Genomic DNA, 17,915 nt, shown 5'->3' on the forward strand with positions numbered 1-17,915 from the left:
CTTAACAGACCTCGATGTAAGTCTTCCGCGCGCATTGCAGTCGGATTCCGGTCCACGCATCGCTCAGGCACGGCGGAACTTGCGGCCGGCGATCAGTGCAACAGCCGCAACCAGCGCAAGAAGAAAAGCGCCCTCCAGCAAAGTCGCGCGATCGGCCGCCGCCTGCTCCCGGACGCTCATCGAAGCCATGGAGCCGACGACGCAGTCGTCGTGCATCTTTCCTTGAGGGGCATCATCGCACCAATCGAGGGCGATTTCATAGGCATCGTGCAGGCGGCTTTCGGACTTTGGTGCATCCAGCATGACGGGCTCCGGGGCATGAACAGCTTAAGGTAACCATGTGCCTTGCCGGCTTAGAGAAGACGTTGGCGCGCGAACAGGAATCCTTTCGCTGCTTCTATATAGGCTAGGACAAAAATCCCGCCACGTCGCTCCGCGCGTTTGCGCTACATCAGTTTTTCGGCAGGGGGACGATCAGCAATAACCAGAAAATAATGCGGATGCATCTTCAAGGGCTTCCACGACAGTGACGATCCCGTTCGTCCCCGCGCGCTGCGTCTGCGCGATAATCCGCCTGTCATCGGAGGGAACCGGGTTCGCGAACCGGCGCCTCCTCGGGTTCGAAAGGTCCTGGTTCCGGTGATGGTCATGGCAGCGGTCGGATGAGGAGCCCGAAATCCTCGAAAGATTGGTGAAATGGCCGGGGCAGGCAGACAAATCTACCTCCTACCCTGCAATATCCCTGCCTGCCCCTTTCCCACCATGCCGGTCCCGCCGGCATGGCCGTCGGCGTTGACAAAAGCGGGCTAGCCGCCAGCTTTTTCCCGCAGCATCCGGATAATCGCCGAGAAATCCTCAGCCCCATGACCGGCCTTTTCGAACTCCGCATAAAGCGCCGCCGCGTGCTCGCCCAGCGGTGTGGCGGCGCCCGATTGTTTGGCGGCTTCCTGCGACAGGGTCAGGTCCTTCGACATCAGCGTCGCGGCAAAGCCCGGCCGGTAGTCGTTGTTGGCCGGCGAGGCCGGCACCGGGCCAGGCACCGGGCAATAGGTGGTCAGCGACCAGCATTGGCCGGACGAGGTGGAGGCGACATCGAACAGCGCCTGATGCGACAGGCCGAGCTTTTCCGCCAGGCCGAAGGCTTCGCAGACGCCGATCATGGAAATGCCGAGGATCATGTTGTTGCAGATCTTGGCCGCCTGGCCGGCACCTGCCGAGCCGCAGTGGACGATCTTCTTTCCCATCGTCTCGAGCAGCGGCAGGCCCAGCGCGAACGCCTTGTCCGAACCGCCGACCATAAAGGTGAGCGTGCCCGCCGACGCGCCGCTGGTGCCGCCCGAAACCGGCGCATCGAGCGACATGCAGTTCATCACCGAGGCAAGCTCATGCGCCTGGCGGGCGCTCGCCACGTCCACGGTGGAGCAATCGATCAGCAGGGTGCCTTCCGCCACCAGCGTGGTGAGATCGGTCCAGACGGCAATGACATGCTGGCCCTTGGGCAGCATGGTGATGACGCATTCCGCATCGCTGACCGCTTCCGCAAGCGAGCCGGCCGGCGTCACGCCGGCCTCGGCGGCGCTTTTCACCGACGCATCGGAAAGATCGAAGCCGCGCACCTCGTGTCCCGCCTTGACCAGGTTTGCGGCCATCGGCCCGCCCATATTGCCAAGCCCCACGAAAGCAATCTTCGTCATGTCGTCCTCCCCTCCTCCAATCTCACGTCAGAGCCGGTGGTCCGCAAACAGCACAGGATGCCGGCTTGTGAAATAGCCTTCCAGATCCGCCTCATTCACCTCTTCGAGCCGTCCCGGCCACCATTGCGGATTGCGGTCCTTGTCGATGATCGCCGCCCGCACGCCCTCATAGAAGTCATGGTTCTTGAGGATCTCCGAAGCCGCAGTGAACTCCCGTTCGAGACATTCCACAAGGCTTGAACTGTTCCGCCCCAGCCGCAGCAGCCGCAGCGTCAGTTTCAGGCTCGTCGGCGAGCGCTTCAGGATGACGTCGCGGGTGCGGGCGGCAAACTCGCCTTCTTCCTGCCGCAGCGCCTCCAGGATCTCCTCAACGGTGTCGAAGCGGAAACAACGGTTGATCAGAGCCTGCTGGGTCGCAAATTTCCCGCCGGCGGGCTGAACCGCAAATCCATCGATCACCGCCCGCACCTCGCTATCGGATGCGCTACCACCGAGCCCACCCAGCGCTTCTATGAGGGCGGGAAGATCATCCGACGAGAGGCACGCATCGGCCAGGCGGGCGTAGATCGCGTCGGCGGCGCCGATTTCCTGTCCCGTCAGCCCCATCCATGTGCCGGTCTCGCCCGGCGCGCGCGGCAGCAGCCAGGTGGCGCCGACATCCGGCACATAGCCGATACCGGTTTCCGGCATGGCAAGCCGCGTCCGTCCGGTCACGACCCGATGTTTTCCGTGCGATGCAATGCCGACCCCACCGCCCATGACGATGCCGTCCATCAGCGCCACATAGGGTTTGGGATAATGCGCAATGGCATAGTTGATCGGGAATTCCTCCCGCCAGAACTGCGTCACGTCGGGATCGCCCGCACGGCCCATATCGTGAATGGCACGGATATCGCCCCCGGCGCAAAGCCCCCGCTCGCCTTCCCCGACCAGGACAACCGTGGCCACCGTGTCGTCCTCGGCGAAATCATGCATCGCGGCCTTCATTGCCCGGACCATGGAAAGGGTGAGGCTGTTCAGCGCCTTTGGCCGGTTGAGCCGGATAATCCCGGCCGAGCCGACGCGGTCGATGATCACTTCCGGGCTCGGGATCGCCGCTTCCGGCATTGCACTCTTCTCCTCAGCGATTGTCCGCCAGGATCATCTCCGCCGCTTTTTCGGCGATCATGACGGTCGGCGAATTGGTGTTACCGGAAACTATATTAGGCATGATCGAGGCATCGGCGATACGCAATCTGCCCAGCGCCCGCATTTTCAAACGGGGATCGACAACGCTGTCGAGATCAGCACCCATGCGCGCCGTGCCGACCGGATGAAAGATGGTCGTGCCGATCTCCCCCGCCGCCCGCTCCAGATCCGCATCCGTCTCATAGGATGGGCCGGGCTTGTATTCTTCCGGCTGGTAGCGTGCAAAGGCGGGCATCTGCACGATTTCGCGGGTCAGACGGATCGACCGCACGGCGACATCCCGATCCGCCGCCGTCGAGAGATAGTTCGGACGGATGGCCGGCTGAGCGGCGAAATCTGGACTTTTCAGGTGCACGGAGCCGCGGCTTTCAGGCCGAAGGTTGCAAACGCTGGCAGTCATGGCGGGAAAGGCGTGGACGGGATCGCCGAACTTGTCGAGCGATACCGGCTGCACGTGATATTCCAGATCGGCGGTTTCCTTCTCAGGCCCGGACTTCGTGAAGATGCCGAGCTGGCTCGGCGCCATCGACATCGGCCCCGAGCGGCGAAAAGCATATTCGAGCCCGATCGCCGCCTTGCCCAGAAGCCGCGACGCCTTTTCGTTCAAGGTCGGCACGCCCGTCACCGTATAAACCATCCGCAATTGCAGATGGTCCTGCAGGTTTTCGCCGACGCCCTTGACCTCCTTCACCACCTCGATACCGGCACCGGAAAGCACGTCGCCGCGGCCGATCCCAGACAGCTCGAGAACATGCGGCGTGCCGATGGCGCCGGCGGAAAGCACCGTTTCCCTCCGGGCAAAGGCCGTCTTCGTCACCCCGTCATGCTGGAATTCGACGCCCTTCACCTCGCCCGCTTCGACCAGGAGGCGCTTCACATGCGCCTTGGTCACGACATCGAGGTTCTGCCGCTTCATCGCCGGCTTGAGAAAGGCCTTGGCCGTGTTCCAGCGGATGCCGGAGCGCTGGTTGACGTCGAAATAGGATGAGCCTTCATTGTCGCCGCGGTTGAAATCCTCGATCTCGGCAATGCCGGCCTGTGCCGCGGCCGCCCGAAACGCATCGAGGACCGCCCAGCGGACCCGCGATTTCTCCACCCGCCATTCGCCGCCGGCCTCATGCATCTCATCGGCGCCCTTATAGAAATCCTCGCTTTTCTTGAAGAGCGGCAGCACCTCGTCCCAGCCCCAGCCGGTGCAGCCCATCTGCCGCCACAGGTCGTAGTCGCGGCCCTGGCCGCGCATGTAGATCATGCCGTTGATCGACGAACAGCCGCCGAGAATCTTGCCGCGCGGATAGGATAGCGAGCGGCCGTTCAGCCCCTCCTCCTTCTCGGTGGTAAAACACCAGTCGGTGCGCGGATTGTTGATGCAGTAGAGATAGCCGACCGGGATATGCACCCAATGGTAATTGTCATTGCCGCCTGCTTCCAGGATCAGCACCCGGTTTTTCGGGTCCTGCGACAAGCGGTTGGCCAGCACACAGCCAGCGCTGCCGGCGCCGATGATAATGTAGTCATAGGTTTCCATAATGCCGCCCGATCAGCGCCTGTGCTCGAAGCCCAGCTTGCGGCCGAGCCGCGAGGCGTAGAACTCGCCGATCAGTCCGCGCCTGAAAAGAAGCACGCAGACCATGAACACCACGCCGGTGACGATGGTGACCGGAAATTGCGACGTGGCCAGATAGTTCTGCAGCGTCACCACCAGGCCTGCGCCGAAGATCGGCCCGATCAGCGTGCCGATGCCGCCGAGCAGTGTCATCAGGATCACTTCGCCCGACATCTGCCAGGCCACGTCGGTCAGGGTCGCGAACTGGAAGACCAAGGATTTGACCCCGCCCGCAAGTCCCGCCAGCGCCGCCGACATGACGAAGGCGCCGAGCTTGTAGCGGGCCACCGAATAACCGAGCGAGACGGCGCGCTGTTCGTTTTCGCGGATTGATTTGAGGATCATCCCGAAGGGAGAATTGATGAAGCGCCAGATCACCACCATGCCGATCAGAAACACCGCCAGCACAAAATAATACATGTTGGTCGATTGGCTGAGGTCGATCAACCCGAACAGGTAGCCGCGCGGCACCGACTGGATGCCGTCTTCGCCCTGGGTGAATTCCGCCTGCAGGCAGAAGAAGAAGAACATCTGCGACAGCGCCAGCGTGATCATGGCAAAGTAGATGCCCTGCCGGCGGATGGCGAAAAAGCCCATAATCAGCCCAAGCACTGCTGCTCCGACGACGCCGAGGAGCACGCCGAGCTCCGGCGACAAGCCCCATTCCTTCACCGCATGGGCGGTGAAATAGGCGGCACCGCCGAAGAAGGTGGCGTGGCCGAAGGACAGGAGGCCGGTATAGCCGAGCAGGAGATTGAAGGCGCAGGCAAACAGCGCGAAGCACAGGAGCTTCATCAGGAAGATCGGGTAGAAGAACAAGGGCGCCACGATCAGCAGGACGAGGCCGACGAGCAGAAAGGCCGCATAGGTCCTGGAGGCGGTCGCAGAACGCTCGGCGGGAAGCTTGGAGGTCGTGTGAAGCACCTCGGTCATGTCAGGCATCCCTTCCGAACAGGCCGGCCGGCCGAAGCAGAAGCACGATCGCCATGATCACGAAGATCACGATGTTGGATGCTTCCGGATAGAAGACCTTGGTCAGCCCTTCGGCAATGCCGAGCATGTAGCCGGTAAGGATGGCGCCCATAATCGAGCCCATGCCGCCGACCACGACCACCGCGAAGACGACGATGATGATGTTGGAGCCCATCAGCGGCGAGACCTGGTAGATCGGCGCGGCGAGCACGCCGGCAAAGGCCGCAAGCCCGGCGCCGAGCGCATAAGTCAGCGTCAGGAGCATCGGCACATTGACGCCGAAGGCCTGCACCAGAACCGGATTTTCCGTGGCGGCGCGCAGATAAGAGCCGAGCTTGGTCTTTTCGATCAGCAGCCAGGTGCCGATGCAGGCGGCAAGCGAGATGACCACGACCCAGCCGCGATAGATGGGCAGGAACATGAAGCCGAGATTGGTGCCGCCGGCGAGCTGCGGCGGAACGGCATAGGGCTGTCCGGACGAGCCGTAGAAGTAGCGGAACGTGCCTTCGAGCGTCAGCGCCAGGCCAAAGGTGAAGAGCAGACCGTATAGGTGGTCCAGCTTGTAGAGCCGCGACAGGAGGAAGCGCTCGACCACGGCCCCGAACAGTCCGACGACAAGCGGCGCAAGGATCAGCGCAAACCAGTAATTGATGGAAAAGTACTGCAGCATCAGCATGGCTGCGAAAGCGCCCAGCATATACTGCACCCCGTGGGCAAAGTTGATGACCCGCAGCAGCCCGAAGATGACGGCAAGCCCGAGGCTGAGCAGCGCATAGAAGGAGCCGTTGATCAGCCCGATCAGCAACTGCCCGAGAAAGGCCTGCAGCGGAATTCCAAAGATCATCGTCATCGGGCGAGGCTCCTCTGCGGAGATTTGGAATCGAAAAAGACGGCGCGGCAGGATCCCCCCCTCAAGAGGCGCGATTTGAGTGCCGCACGGGATTTCCGGAAGGGCGACTGCACCGAAACCCCGCCGTTCTCTCCAAAGGGTCCGTCATTCTTGTGCTTGTCACAGGAATCCAGCCAGACCAGGTCCTTGGGCTGAAAGATGTCCTTTACGCCGCAGACGCGGCGCCACTGGATTTCTGTGACAAGCACAGAAATCACGAAGGATAGGTTTATGGCCAAACCACCGGAGGCATAACTGGAAGTCTCGCCCATCCCTATACCCCCAGAACCTTGTGCAGCATGTCCATCCGTTCCGGCAATTCGCCAACGGGGAAGTCGGCGACCATCTTGCCGTGGTCCATCAGGTAGAAACGGTCGGCGACGCGGCTGGCGAAGCGGAAGTTCTGCTCCACCAGCAGCACCGTCATGCCACGGGCCTTCAGCGTCTTCAGCACCTCACCGATGCGCTGCACGATGACCGGCGCCAGCCCCTCGGTGGGCTCGTCGAGGATCAGGAGCTTGACGCCGGTGCGCAGGATGCGGGCGATCGCCAGCATTTGCTGCTCGCCGCCGGAAAGCTTGGTGCCCGGGCTGGAGCGGCGTTCCTTCAGGTTGGGGAAAAGGTCGTAGATCTCATCGAGCGGCATGCCGCCTTTCGCCACCACAGGCGGAAGCGTCAGGTTTTCCTCGACCGTGAGGGTGGAGAAAATGCCGCGTTCCTCCGGCACGAAGCCGAGGCCCGCATGCGCGGTGCGATGCAGCGGCACGTTCGCCATGTCCTTGTCCGCAAAGCGGATCTCGCCCTTGCGCTCGCGGATAATGCCCATGATGGTGCGCAGCGTCGTGGTCTTGCCGACGCCGTTGCGGCCGAGAATGGTGATGGTTTCGCCCTCGCCCACCGTCATGTCGACGCCGTGAAGAACATGGCTTTCGCCATACCAGGCATGCAGGTTGGAGACCTGAAGAAGGGGCTTGGTCATGCGTCCTCCGTCCCCATATAGGCGAGCCGCACGCGCTCGTCCTGGGCAACCGTCGCATAATCGCCGGCTGCCAGGATTTCGCCGCGCTGGAGAACCGTAACATGGTGGCAGATGTCGGAAACGACGGAAAGATTGTGCTCCACCATCAGCACGGCCCGTGTCTTCGCGACCTCGCGGATGATGCCGGAGACCGTGCCGATATCCTCCTGGCCCATGCCGGCCATCGGTTCGTCGAGCAGCAGGACCTTGGGATCAAGCGCCAGTGTCGTGGCGATCTCCAGCACCCGCTTGCGGCCATAGGAGAGATCGGCGGCCAGCGCATTGCGTTCGCGCTTCAGGCCAACCTGCTCGATCAATTCGTCGGCGCGGGCATTTAGCCGGTCGAGCGAGGACATGGGAAGCCAGAACTGCGTCGACAATCCGCCCGGCCGCTGCAGCGCGACACGGACATTGTCGAGCACGGTCAGATGCGGAAACACGGCTGAAATCTGGAAGGAGCGCACGAGCCCCATGCGCGCCACCTTGTCCGGCGGCGTCTTGGTAATGTCCGTTCCCATCAGCATGATCGAGCCGGCGGTCGGCTGCAGGAACTTGGTCAACAGGTTGAAGACCGTCGTCTTGCCAGCACCATTCGGACCGATCAGCGCATGCACCTGCGCGTCATGCACGTCGAGATCGACTTGTCTGACCGCGGCAAAGGCGCCGAAGCTCTTGGTGAGGCCGCGGGCGGACAAGACCACCCGCGGTTCTTCCTGCATGGATGTTGCGGAAACCGCCATTACTTCACCAGGCTGCAGCCGCTCTTGGCGGGGTCGATATAGGCTTCCTTGCCGGGAATGGTGGCCAGCACGCTGAAATAGTCCCACGGCTCCTTGCTTTCGGCCGGCTTCTTGACCTGCAGCAGATACATGTCGTGGATCAGCCTGCCATTCGCGCCCACCGTGCCGCCGCGGGCAAAGAAGTCGTCCACCGGCATTTCATGCATCGCCTTGGCAACCGCTTCCGTCTCGTCCGTGCCGGCCTTCTGGACCGCCTTCAGATATTGAAGCACGGCCGAATAAGTGCCCGAATGGATCATGTTCGGCATCTTCTTGGTGCGTGCAAAAAACTTCTTGGCGAATTCCCGACTCTTGTCGTCGAGGTTCCAGTAATAGCCTTCGGTCAGCGTCAGCCCTTGCGCCGCCTCGAGGCCAAGGCCATGCACTTCGGCCAGCGTGAACAGCAGCGCCGCCAGGTTCTGGCCGCCCTGGGTAATGCCGAATTCCGAGGCCTGCTTGATAGCGTTCGCCGTATCGAGACCGGCATTGGCAAGCCCGATCACCTTGGCGCCGGACGACTGCGCCTGCAGGAGGAAGGACGAAAAATCCGTGCTCGACAGGGGATGGCGCACAGAGCCGAGGATCTTGCCGCCGCTTGACTTCACGTAATCGCCGGTCTGCTGTTCCAGCGAATAGCCGAAGGCATAGTCGGCGGTCAGGAAGAACCAGCTGTCACCGCCCTGCTTGACAAGAGCGCCGCCCGTGCCGACGGCCAGAGCATGGGTGTCGTATGCCCAGTGGAAGCCGTAGGGGCTGCAGGCCTTGCCGGTCAGGTCAGTGGTTGCCGCACCGGTAACCACGTCGATTTTCTTCTTTTCCTTGGCAACGGCCTGAACCGCCAGCGCCACGGACGACGTCGTCAGCTCCATGATCGCATCGACCTGCTGGGTATCATACCACTGGCGGGCAATGTTGGAGGCGATGTCCGGCTTGTTCTGGTGGTCGGCATCGACGATCTCGACGGTTGCGCCAAGAACCTTGCCGCCGAAATCCTCGACCGCCATCTTGGCCGCTTCGACCGAGGACTTGCCGCCGAAGTCGGCATAAACGCCGGACTGGTCGTTCAGGATGCCGATCTTGACCTTGTTGTCGGACGCGCTGCCTGACGCGGTTTGCGCAAAGGCTGTGCTGCCTGCAAGAACGAGTGCCAGCGACGCCAAAATAGTCTTGTGCATGATTTCCCCTCCCAGAGAACTTTGCCGAACATCTGTTCAAAATTGGCCAGCCGCTCTCCTCAAAGCAGCTCTCCCAGCGCCTATGGTTTAGGAAAACTGCGGTTGACGCAAGCAGGCAGCCGTCATTAATTGCAAACAGTATCTGTGCATTTTTGAACAGACGGAGACAGCTTGGCGGCAAACCCGAATTTCACCTGGGACGATCTGCAGTATTTTCTGGCCGTTGCCCGTAGCGGCCAGCTATCGACGGCGGCGCGGCAGCTACGGACCAGTCATGCCACCGTGTCCCGCCGCATCGACCGGCTTGAATTCGCCCTCAAGGTGAAGCTCTTCGAACGCAATCCACGCGGTTATGTGCTGACCGCCATCGGCCAACGCTTCATCGAAACGGCCGAACGCATCGAAACGGAAGCCGACCGGCTGCAGGCCGACATCACCTCCGGCACGACGGCGCAGCGCGGCGTGGTACGCTTGAGCGCGCCAGAGGGATTTGCCAATTTCTTCTTTGCCGACAAGATCCATGGCTTCTGCCACAGCCATCCGAATATCTCGCTGGAATTAGTGACCATCCAGCAGATCATGTCGCTGTCGCGCAAGGAGGCGGATATCGCCGTCTCGCTCGATCCGCCCAAGGACGGTCCCTACCTCACCGAAAAGCTGACCGACTACAATCTCAACGTTTATGGCGCCAAATCATATCTGGCGGGTGCGCCGGAGATCACCAGCCGGCAGGACCTGCTCGATCATCCCTTCATCGGCTATATCGAGGACATGATCTTCGTGCCGGGGCTCGATTACCTTGGCGACGTGCACCCCGGCATCCGGGCGCGGTTTCAGAGTTCCAGCATTTCAGCCCAGCTGACGGCGACGTTGAACGGGCTCGGGCTTTGCGTTCTGCCGCATTTCATCACCCGCGCCCATCCGGAGCTGCAGATCGTCGTGCCGGACGAGGTGGAATTGCGCCGCAACTACTGGCTCGTCTGCCATCGTGACCTCAGCCATGTGCCGCGCGTCAGGATGGTGGCGGATTACATTTTCGAAGCGGTCCGCAACAATCAGGACGCCTTCCTCCGCGCCCATCTAGCCGAAAAGGAAGGCGACCTGCTGCGTCGTCACTCCGCCGCCATCGGCAGATCCTCGCGGCTTGCGAAGAGATCACCCTGATTGGCGGCTTGCTCATCCTTTTTCTGCTTCGGCTCGCGGCCGAAGAACAGGGCGTAGGCGGCCGGCAGAACGAGGATGGTCAGTACGGTCGCGACCAGGATGCCGCCCATCATCGCATAGGCGAGCGGCCCCCAGAACAGGCCGCGGGAGATCGGGATCAAGGCCAAGACGGCGGTCAGTGCCGTCAGCATGATCGGCCGGAAACGCCGCACGGCCGCGCCGACGATCGCCTCGGCACGCGGATGGCCGGCTGCAATATCCTGGTCGATCTGGTCGACGAGGATGATTGAGTTGCGGATAATGATGCCGAGTAGCGCAATGACCCCGAGGATCGCCACGAAGCCGAACGGTGCGCCGGTGATCAGCAGTGCCATGGCGGCGCCGATGATGCCGAGCGGCCCGGTCGACAGAACCAGCATGGCCTTGCCGAAATGCTTCAGCTGCACCATCAGCAGCAGCAGGATGACGAGCAGCATGATCGGCGCCTTTGCGGCGATCGAGTTCTGGCTCTCGGCCGCATCCTCGGCACCGCCCTGGATCTCGACATTGTAGCCGGCCGGCAGCTTCTCCCTTAAGTCAGCCATGGAATTGTAGAGGTTCATCGACACCTGGGTCGGCTCTACGCCATCCGGCAAGGTCGCCTTGACGGTGATCGTCGGCAGGCGGTCGCGCCGCCATTCGATCCCCTGTTCGAGAACCGGCACGACCTTGGCGATCTGCGAAGCCGGCACGAATCCGCCGAAATCGGTCGGGATATAGACCGAGTTGACGGCCGACAGCAGGCTGCGGGTCGCTTCTGGTTCGCGCACGACGATCGAGACGGTTTCCTCGCCGTCGCGAAAATCGCTGAGCGGCGCGCCAGAAACCGAGGTCTGCAGCATCTGCCGAACCCGCTGCGAAGTGACCCCCAAGGCCCGGGCGCGGTCCTGGTCGATCACCAGTTTCATGGCCGGCACCGGTTCCATCCAGTCGTCGTGAATGGCGCCGAACAGTGGCTGCTGCTGGTAGCGTTCCTTGACCTGATCGGCAATGCGGCGGACCTCAGCCCGATCCGGGCCGGTGACGCGCATTTGCACCGCCCAGCCGGTCGGCGGGCCGAGGAAGAGACGGTCAACCTTGCCGCGCACCGTCGGAAAGTCTTCGGCCAGGATCTTGCGCAGCTTGACGATCATCCGCTCGCGCTCTTCCAGGCCCTTCGACATGACGAGGAGCTGGGCATAGTTCGGATTGCGGAGCTGCTGGTCGAGCGGCAGGAAGAAGCGCGGCGCGCCCTCGCCGATATAGGTGGCCACGAAGCTCTTGTCCGGATCGGGCAGGATCTTCTGCTCCAGCGCCTTGGCCTGACGCTCGACTTCCTTGATGCTCGTGCCTTCCGGCAGCCACATGTCGACCAGGATTTCCGGGCGCGACGATTGCGGGAAGAAGCTCTGCGGAATGAACTGGAAGGACCACAGGCTGCCGGCAAACGCGCCGAGCGTCAGCAGCAGCACGATCGCCTTATGGCGCACCGCCCAGCCGACCGTATGGCCGACGCCGCGATAGAAGCGCGTGTCATAAGCATCGTGATGGGTGCCGGCATGGGCGCGCTGCTTGAGGATCATGTAACCGAGCCAGGGCGTGAAATAGACCGCCACGAACCAGGAGGTGACGAGCGCGATGCCGACTACGTAGAACAGCGAGCGCACATATTCGCCGGCCGTTGAAGCGGCAAAGCCGACTGGGATGAAACCGGCCGTGGTGATCAGCGTGCCGGTGAGCATGGGAAAGGCGGTGGAGGAATAGGCAAAGCTTGCCGCGTCGAGGCGCTCCATCCCCTCTTCCAGCTTGCGCTCCATCATCTCGACGACGATCATGGCATCGTCGACCAGAAGGCCCAGCGCGATGATCAGGGCACCGAGCGAAATGCGCTGCAGGTCGATGCTCATGTAGTACATGATCGCCAGCGTTGCAGCGAGCACCAACGGAATGGCAATCGCGATGACGATACCGGAGCGCCAGCCAATCGAAATCAGCGACACGACCAGCACGATCACCAGTGCTTCCAAAAGCGCCTGGGTAAATTCGCCGACCGCTTCGGTGACGACTTCCGGCTGGTTGGAGACCTGCTCGACCGAAACGCCCACGGGTATGGTGTCTTCGAAGCGCTTGTAGGTATCCTCGACTCCCTTGCCGACATCGGTGACCTTGAAGCCCTTGGCCATCACCACGCCGAGCTGGACGCTGTCATGGCCGTTGAAGCGGAACTTGCGCTGGAAAGGATCTTCCAGGCCTTCCTTGACCGTAGCGATGTCGCCGAGCCGGATGACACTGCTGCCGGCGCGCAGCCGCAGCTCGCGGATTTCCGCCGGCGTTGTGACACCGCCCTCGACGGAGATGCGCACCGAACGCTCGGCCGTATCGATGCTGCCGGAGGCATCCACATCGTTCTGCCCGGCCAGCGCATCCTGGATATTGACGACGGTCAGGCCACGTTCGGCCAGTGCCTTGGAGGAAACGTCGATGAAGATCTTCTGCGGCTGGTCGCCGAGAATGACGGCCTTTTCGACGCCCGGCGTGGCGATCAGCATGTCGCGCGCCTGAATGGCGAACTGCTTCAATTCAGGATAGCTGTAGCCCTCGCCGCTGATCGAATGCAGCGTGATATAGGTATCGCCGAACTCATCGTTGAAATAAGGCCCGAGCAGGCCGGACGGCAGGTCTTGGCTGATGTCGCCGACCTTCTTGCGTACCTGATAAAAGGCATCCGCGACGTCCTGGGCATTGGTGTCGCCCTTGATCTGGATGGTGGTGATGGAAACGCCTGCACGGGTATAGGACTTCACCCAGTCGAGATGGGGTGTTTCCTGTAGCTTGCGCTCGATCTTGTTGACGACCTGGTTCTGCATGTCGTCGATCGAGGCACCTGGCCAGACCGACTGCACGACCATCACCCGGAAGGTGAAATCCGGATCTTCCTTCTGGCCCATGTTCATGACGCCGAGCGCGCCCATGACGATGATCAGGCCGAACAGGAAGCGGGCAATGCTGGGATGGGAAATCGCCCAGCGCGACAGGTTGAACGGCTGCCTGTCTTCAGGGCCGGATGCGGAAGGAGTGTTGTGCAAGCTCATGGTCTTTGCTCCTCATCCTGGCGCTCGGAGGGGACGGACGCAGTGGTCAGGCTGTTGACGCTGCCGAACCGCGACGAGACGGTTTCCGGCAGCCTCACCTTCATGTCTTCCTTCATGAATTGCGTGCCGGCCGAGACGACGAGATCGCCGGTCGACAGACCCTTGGAGATACGCACGCCATCGTCGGAAAAGTCGGCAACGGTGACGGGACGCGAGCTCACCGTGGCCTTGCTCCGATCGACGATCCAGACAACCGGCTGGTCGCCCTTCTTGCCGAGTGCGGCAAGCGGAATGGAATAGGCCGGAACCGAGTTGTCGGCGGTCGCTTCGATCGTCGCCGTCATGCCTAAAAGCACGCGCGGGTCCTCGGGCAGGCTGACGCGGATCGAGAAGGTGCGCGACTGGGCATCCGCACTGCCGGCCACTTCGCGGACCTTGCCGTCGAGCACCAGGTCGGCACTCGACCAGAAGCGTGCCTTGACGGTCTTGCCGGGCTTGAAATGCGCCACATCCATTTCGGGAACGGCGATCTGCACTTCCTTGCTGCCGTCGACGGCGACGGTGACGATTGGCGTGCCGGCGCTGACGACCTGGCCGATATCGGCGCTGGTGCTGGTGACGATGCCGCTTTGCTCCGACTTCAGCTCCGTATAGGCCGCCTGGTTGCGGGCCTGTTCGAGTGCCGAAACCGCAGACTGGCGGGTGGACGTCGCCTGGTCACGGGCAAGGCTTGCCTGCTCCAGCTCGGACTGCGAGGTGATGTTCTTGGAATGTAGGCTCTCGGCTCGGCGATAAGCGAGTTCGCTGATTTCAGCCTGTTTTTCGGCCGCCGAAAGATCCGCCTCGGCGCGGCGCACCGCCAGCTGCAGATCGGCAGGGTCGAGCCGGGCGAGCACGACACCGGGGGTAACGCGGTCGCCGATATCCACCGAACGCTCGGTGATCTTGCCGGCAACGCGGAAGCCGAGGTTCATTTCCGTGCGCGCTTTGACCGAGCCGGAATAAACAAGCATGCGGCCATTGTCCGGGCCAGCCAACTCAGTCACCTTGACGGGACGGACGACCTCAGGCGCCTCGGCCTTCTTTTCTTCCGAGCAGGCGGTAAGAGCAGTCAGAGCGGCCGCGACAGCCATGCCCTTGGGCAAGAAGGCGAGACGTCCATTGCCAATGAAAAACATGATCCCCACTCCCGGTGGTGGTTGAAATTGGCGCCCGGCGGGCACCGGTTCTACTTCAAGGCGTGCAGCGCGAATTTCACGAGATCTTCAGGCTTGCCGATCCTGGTTTCGGCCAGGCATTTGGCAACCAGTTGCGGATGACAGAGGATGACGGTCGCCGACATGAAGTTTTCGGCGCCAAGTGCAGCATCTTGCGCCCGGAATTCACCGCCCGAGATCCCCTCGGTGATTGTACGCTCCACGAGAAGGCGGAGCTTTTCGATATGCTCCTCGATCACCGGCCAGTTCTGCTCCATGGCGACAACCACCATCTCGTGAACCTTCTTCTCGTCCAGCATGGTCTCGAGAGTGAACTGGAACTGGCCAAGCGTGAACTCCATCAGCCGTGCGCAGGCGCTGCCCTTACCCTCGACGATCGAACGCGCGACCTCATAGCTGGCAGACAGCATACGGCGGCAAAGCGCCTGATGGATCTCCGACTTGGAGGAGAAGAACCGGTAGATATTAGCCGGCGACATGCCGAGATCCCGGGCAATGTCGGCCACGTTGGTTTTGGTATAGCCGTAGTGCTTGAACAAGCGCTCGGCGGCATCCAAAATCCGCGTCAGGTTCTCCTGACGGCTCGTTTCGATTGTGTTTTCCTGGATATCCATCGGGGCCTCGCAGACACGTAATGACGTGTGACGAATTTCATATTTCGTCAGTCGTAAGACTCCTATGCTTGAGAGTCAATGCGGCATGCCCATATTTGCAAGAAAACCACAGCAAAAGATGTTGGAACCGGCTTCCCTATCATGCATTAAACCGTGTTGAACTGGGTGCGACGGCCGGGGAGCGATTCGATGAGCATGCCGCAAAGTTACGAAGTGACCTTGCTTGACGAGGAACGCTACCGGCTTCTCGTCGACTCTATCACCGACTACGCTATCTACATGCTAGACCCCGATGGGCGCATAGCCAGCTGGAATGCGGGGGCCCAGCGCTTCAAGGGCTACGAAGCCTGGGAGATTTTGGGCCAACATTTTTCCAGCTTCTATACGGATGAAGACCGCGCCGCCGGTCTTCCCGAGCGTGTATTGCGCGGCGCCTTGACGGAGGGTCGCTTCGAGAACGAGGGATGGCGGGTCCGCAAGGATGGCAGTCGCTTCTGGGCGCATGTGGTTGTCGATCCGATCCGCGATCAGTCCGGAAACCTGCTGGGCTATGCCAAGGTCACCCGCGACCTGACGGAACGGAAGACGGCCGAAGCGGAACTGAAGCGCAGCCACGAGCAGTTCCAGCTCCTCGTTCAGGGCGTGACCGATTATGCGCTTTATATGCTGGATCCCGATGGGCATGTCAGCAACTGGAATGCCGGCGCGGAGCGCATCAAGGGATATCTCGCCGATGAAATTGTCGGCAAGCATTTCTCCCAATTCTATACGGATGAAGACCGGGAAAAGGGAGAGCCCGCCAAGACACTGGCCACGGCACGGCGCGACGGTCGGTTCGAAAAGGAGGGCTGGCGCCAGCGCAAGGACGGCACCCGCTTCCTGGCCCATGTCATCGTCGATGCCATTCGCAATGACCAAGGCGAGATCATCGGCTTTGCCAAGATCACCCGCGACATTACTGAAAAAGTTCAGGCGCAGAAGGCGCTTGCCCAGGCTCGCGAAGAGCTCTTTCAATCCCAGAAGATGGAGGCGATCGGCCAGCTGACCGGCGGCATCGCCCATGACTTCAACAATCTCCTGATGGCCATCCTCGGCAGCCTGGAAATGCTGAAGAAGAGAATGCCGGACGATCCGGCGCTGACGCCGCTTCTGGAAAATGCCATTCAGGGTGGCGAAAGGGGTGCTGCCCTGACGCAGCGCATGCTGGCATTTTCGCGCCGGCAGGAGCTCAACATGAAGCCGGTCGATCTTGGCGCCCTGGTCAACGGCGTAATGGACTTCCTGCAGCGCTCGCTCGGTTCAGCGGTACGGATAGAGACATCCATTCCAGTGTCGAACGCGGTGGTGGTCACCGACGCCGTCCAGCTGGAGACGGCTTTACTGAATCTTGCGGTTAATGCCCGAGACGCCATGCCGAGCGGCGGGACGATCACCATTGCCGCGGAGGAATATCTGACCGACGGCACCGGCGACAGGCTGAAGCCTGGCCGCTACATGCGGCTTTGGGTGACCGATACCGGCGAAGGCATGGATGCCGAGACACTGGAACAGGCGACCACGCCCTTCTTCACCACCAAGGGTGTCGGCAAGGGCACCGGGCTCGGCCTGTCCATGGTCCAGGGCCTGACGGAGCAGTCGGGCGGCAAACTTCGCGTTGAAAGCGTCAAGGGCAAGGGAACCTCAGTATCTCTGTTCCTGCCAAGCGCCGACAGCGACGTCGTTCCGGAAGCAGAAGAGCCCGCGGCCATGCCAGCCAACGGGCCGAGCAAGCCCCTCACGGTTCTGGCCGTCGACGACGATGCGCTCGTCTTGATGAACACGACCATGATGCTGGAAGATCTCGGCCATACGGTAATCGAGGCTTATAGCGGCCCGGAAGCGCTGGATATGCTGAAAAGCAACGACCAGATCGACCTGGTAATCACCGATCATTCCATGCCTCGAATGACCGGCTCGGAACTGGCGAACCAGATCCGCAGCCAGTGGCCACAGCTGCCGGTGGTGCTGGCAACCGGTTACGCCGAACTGCCTTCCGGCGGCGACAACCGCCTGCCGCGCCTACCGAAACCTTTCTCCCAGAACCAGTTGCAGGAGGTCATGGCCTCCGTTCTCGGCGCCGCCGGCTGAACAAAGGCGCCGATCAAACGTTTGGCGGGTGTCAAATCCGGAGAACGACGCCATGGTTCGCAAACACCAACATTTTCACGATACCCTGCCGCAGGTGGAAAACGAATTTCCGCCAAGCGCCGCGCTGGAAGGCGCGGTGTCGGACGCGCTTGCCTCGGCTGGCGGCTTAGATGCCACGGACGTCACCGTCACCGCCGACGGCTCGACGATCACGCTTGCCGGCAACGTCTTTCAACTGGAAGAAGTGGCTCGCGCCGAAGAAGTAGCGCGCAGCGTTTCTGGGGTGACGGAAGTTCGTAACAGCCTTCGCTCCACCATGCCCGCGCCGCAACCACGCGGCATCTGACGAAAAAAAGCCCGGA

General features: G+C 61.7%; 15 protein-coding genes. 3 read left to right on the forward strand and 12 right to left on the reverse strand.

The window, feature by feature from the left end:
• Positions 1 to 63 precede the first annotated feature (63 nt).
• The 9 genes from E2F50_RS05450 to E2F50_RS05495 form a co-directional block, all read right to left on the reverse strand.
• The gene (locus E2F50_RS05450; RefSeq protein WP_133315003.1) at positions 64 to 303 is read right to left on the reverse strand and encodes a hypothetical protein; all 240 of its coding nucleotides are present in this window, start codon (positions 301 to 303) and stop codon (positions 64 to 66) included.
• 503 nt (positions 304 to 806) lie between these two features.
• On the reverse strand, positions 807 to 1,694 hold the full coding sequence (gene mmsB, locus E2F50_RS05455) for a 3-hydroxyisobutyrate dehydrogenase (RefSeq protein ID WP_133315004.1): 888 nt from the start codon (positions 1,692 to 1,694) through the stop codon (positions 807 to 809).
• 27 nt (positions 1,695 to 1,721) lie between these two features.
• Positions 1,722 to 2,801: an enoyl-CoA hydratase/isomerase family protein gene (locus E2F50_RS05460; RefSeq protein WP_133315005.1), complete on the reverse strand. Its 1,080-nt coding sequence runs from the start codon at positions 2,799 to 2,801 to the stop codon at positions 1,722 to 1,724.
• Between the two features lie 13 nt (positions 2,802 to 2,814).
• Positions 2,815 to 4,410, reverse strand: coding sequence for a GMC family oxidoreductase (locus E2F50_RS05465; protein ID WP_133315006.1), 1,596 nt, complete (start codon positions 4,408 to 4,410; stop codon positions 2,815 to 2,817).
• A gap of 12 nt (positions 4,411 to 4,422) precedes the next feature.
• The gene (locus tag E2F50_RS05470) at positions 4,423 to 5,430 is read right to left on the reverse strand and encodes a branched-chain amino acid ABC transporter permease (protein ID WP_133315007.1); all 1,008 of its coding nucleotides are present in this window, start codon (positions 5,428 to 5,430) and stop codon (positions 4,423 to 4,425) included.
• Positions 5,423 to 6,310: a branched-chain amino acid ABC transporter permease gene (locus tag E2F50_RS05475; protein ID WP_133315008.1), complete on the reverse strand. Its 888-nt coding sequence runs from the start codon at positions 6,308 to 6,310 to the stop codon at positions 5,423 to 5,425. Before E2F50_RS05475 ends, E2F50_RS05470 begins: the two co-directional genes overlap by 8 nt.
• A gap of 313 nt (positions 6,311 to 6,623) precedes the next feature.
• Positions 6,624 to 7,328 carry an ABC transporter ATP-binding protein gene (locus tag E2F50_RS05485; protein ID WP_133315010.1) on the reverse strand — a complete coding sequence of 235 codons (705 nt, stop codon included), beginning with the start codon at positions 7,326 to 7,328 and terminating at the stop codon, positions 6,624 to 6,626.
• Positions 7,325 to 8,107 (reverse strand): ABC transporter ATP-binding protein, encoded by a 783-nt coding sequence (locus tag E2F50_RS05490; RefSeq protein WP_133315011.1) that lies wholly within the window; start codon positions 8,105 to 8,107, stop codon positions 7,325 to 7,327. The genes E2F50_RS05485 and E2F50_RS05490 overlap by 4 nt, the downstream gene beginning before the upstream one ends.
• On the reverse strand, positions 8,107 to 9,321 hold the full coding sequence (locus E2F50_RS05495) for an ABC transporter substrate-binding protein (RefSeq protein WP_133315012.1): 1,215 nt from the start codon (positions 9,319 to 9,321) through the stop codon (positions 8,107 to 8,109). Before E2F50_RS05495 ends, E2F50_RS05490 begins: the two co-directional genes overlap by 1 nt.
• 171 nt (positions 9,322 to 9,492) lie before the next feature.
• Here E2F50_RS05495 and E2F50_RS05500 point away from each other — a divergent pair, with 171 nt between their 5' ends.
• Positions 9,493 to 10,485: a LysR family transcriptional regulator gene (locus tag E2F50_RS05500; RefSeq protein WP_133315013.1), complete on the forward strand. Its 993-nt coding sequence runs from the start codon at positions 9,493 to 9,495 to the stop codon at positions 10,483 to 10,485.
• Here E2F50_RS05500 and E2F50_RS05505 read toward each other — a convergent pair.
• From E2F50_RS05505 to E2F50_RS05515, 3 genes are read right to left on the reverse strand one after another with little or no spacing between them, the layout of a single operon-like run.
• Positions 10,434 to 13,595, reverse strand: coding sequence for an efflux RND transporter permease subunit (locus E2F50_RS05505; protein ID WP_133315014.1), 3,162 nt, complete (start codon positions 13,593 to 13,595; stop codon positions 10,434 to 10,436). The genes E2F50_RS05500 and E2F50_RS05505 overlap by 52 nt on opposite strands.
• Positions 13,592 to 14,773: an efflux RND transporter periplasmic adaptor subunit gene (locus tag E2F50_RS05510; RefSeq protein ID WP_133315015.1), complete on the reverse strand. Its 1,182-nt coding sequence runs from the start codon at positions 14,771 to 14,773 to the stop codon at positions 13,592 to 13,594. The genes E2F50_RS05505 and E2F50_RS05510 overlap by 4 nt, the downstream gene beginning before the upstream one ends.
• 50 nt (positions 14,774 to 14,823) lie before the next feature.
• Positions 14,824 to 15,426, reverse strand: coding sequence for a TetR/AcrR family transcriptional regulator (locus E2F50_RS05515; protein ID WP_133315016.1), 603 nt, complete (start codon positions 15,424 to 15,426; stop codon positions 14,824 to 14,826).
• 189 nt (positions 15,427 to 15,615) lie between these two features.
• Here E2F50_RS05515 and E2F50_RS05520 point away from each other — a divergent pair, with 189 nt between their 5' ends.
• Both E2F50_RS05520 and E2F50_RS05525 read left to right on the forward strand, forming a co-directional pair.
• Positions 15,616 to 17,553 carry a hybrid sensor histidine kinase/response regulator gene (locus E2F50_RS05520; RefSeq protein WP_133315017.1) on the forward strand — a complete coding sequence of 646 codons (1,938 nt, stop codon included), beginning with the start codon at positions 15,616 to 15,618 and terminating at the stop codon, positions 17,551 to 17,553.
• A gap of 52 nt (positions 17,554 to 17,605) precedes the next feature.
• Positions 17,606 to 17,899: a BON domain-containing protein gene (locus E2F50_RS05525; protein WP_133315018.1), complete on the forward strand. Its 294-nt coding sequence runs from the start codon at positions 17,606 to 17,608 to the stop codon at positions 17,897 to 17,899.
• Positions 17,900 to 17,915 lie beyond the last annotated feature (16 nt).

The sequence above is a fragment of the Rhizobium deserti genome (assembly GCF_004358025.1).
In the GTDB taxonomy this organism is placed as follows: Bacteria; Pseudomonadota; Alphaproteobacteria; order Rhizobiales; family Rhizobiaceae; genus Neorhizobium; species Neorhizobium deserti.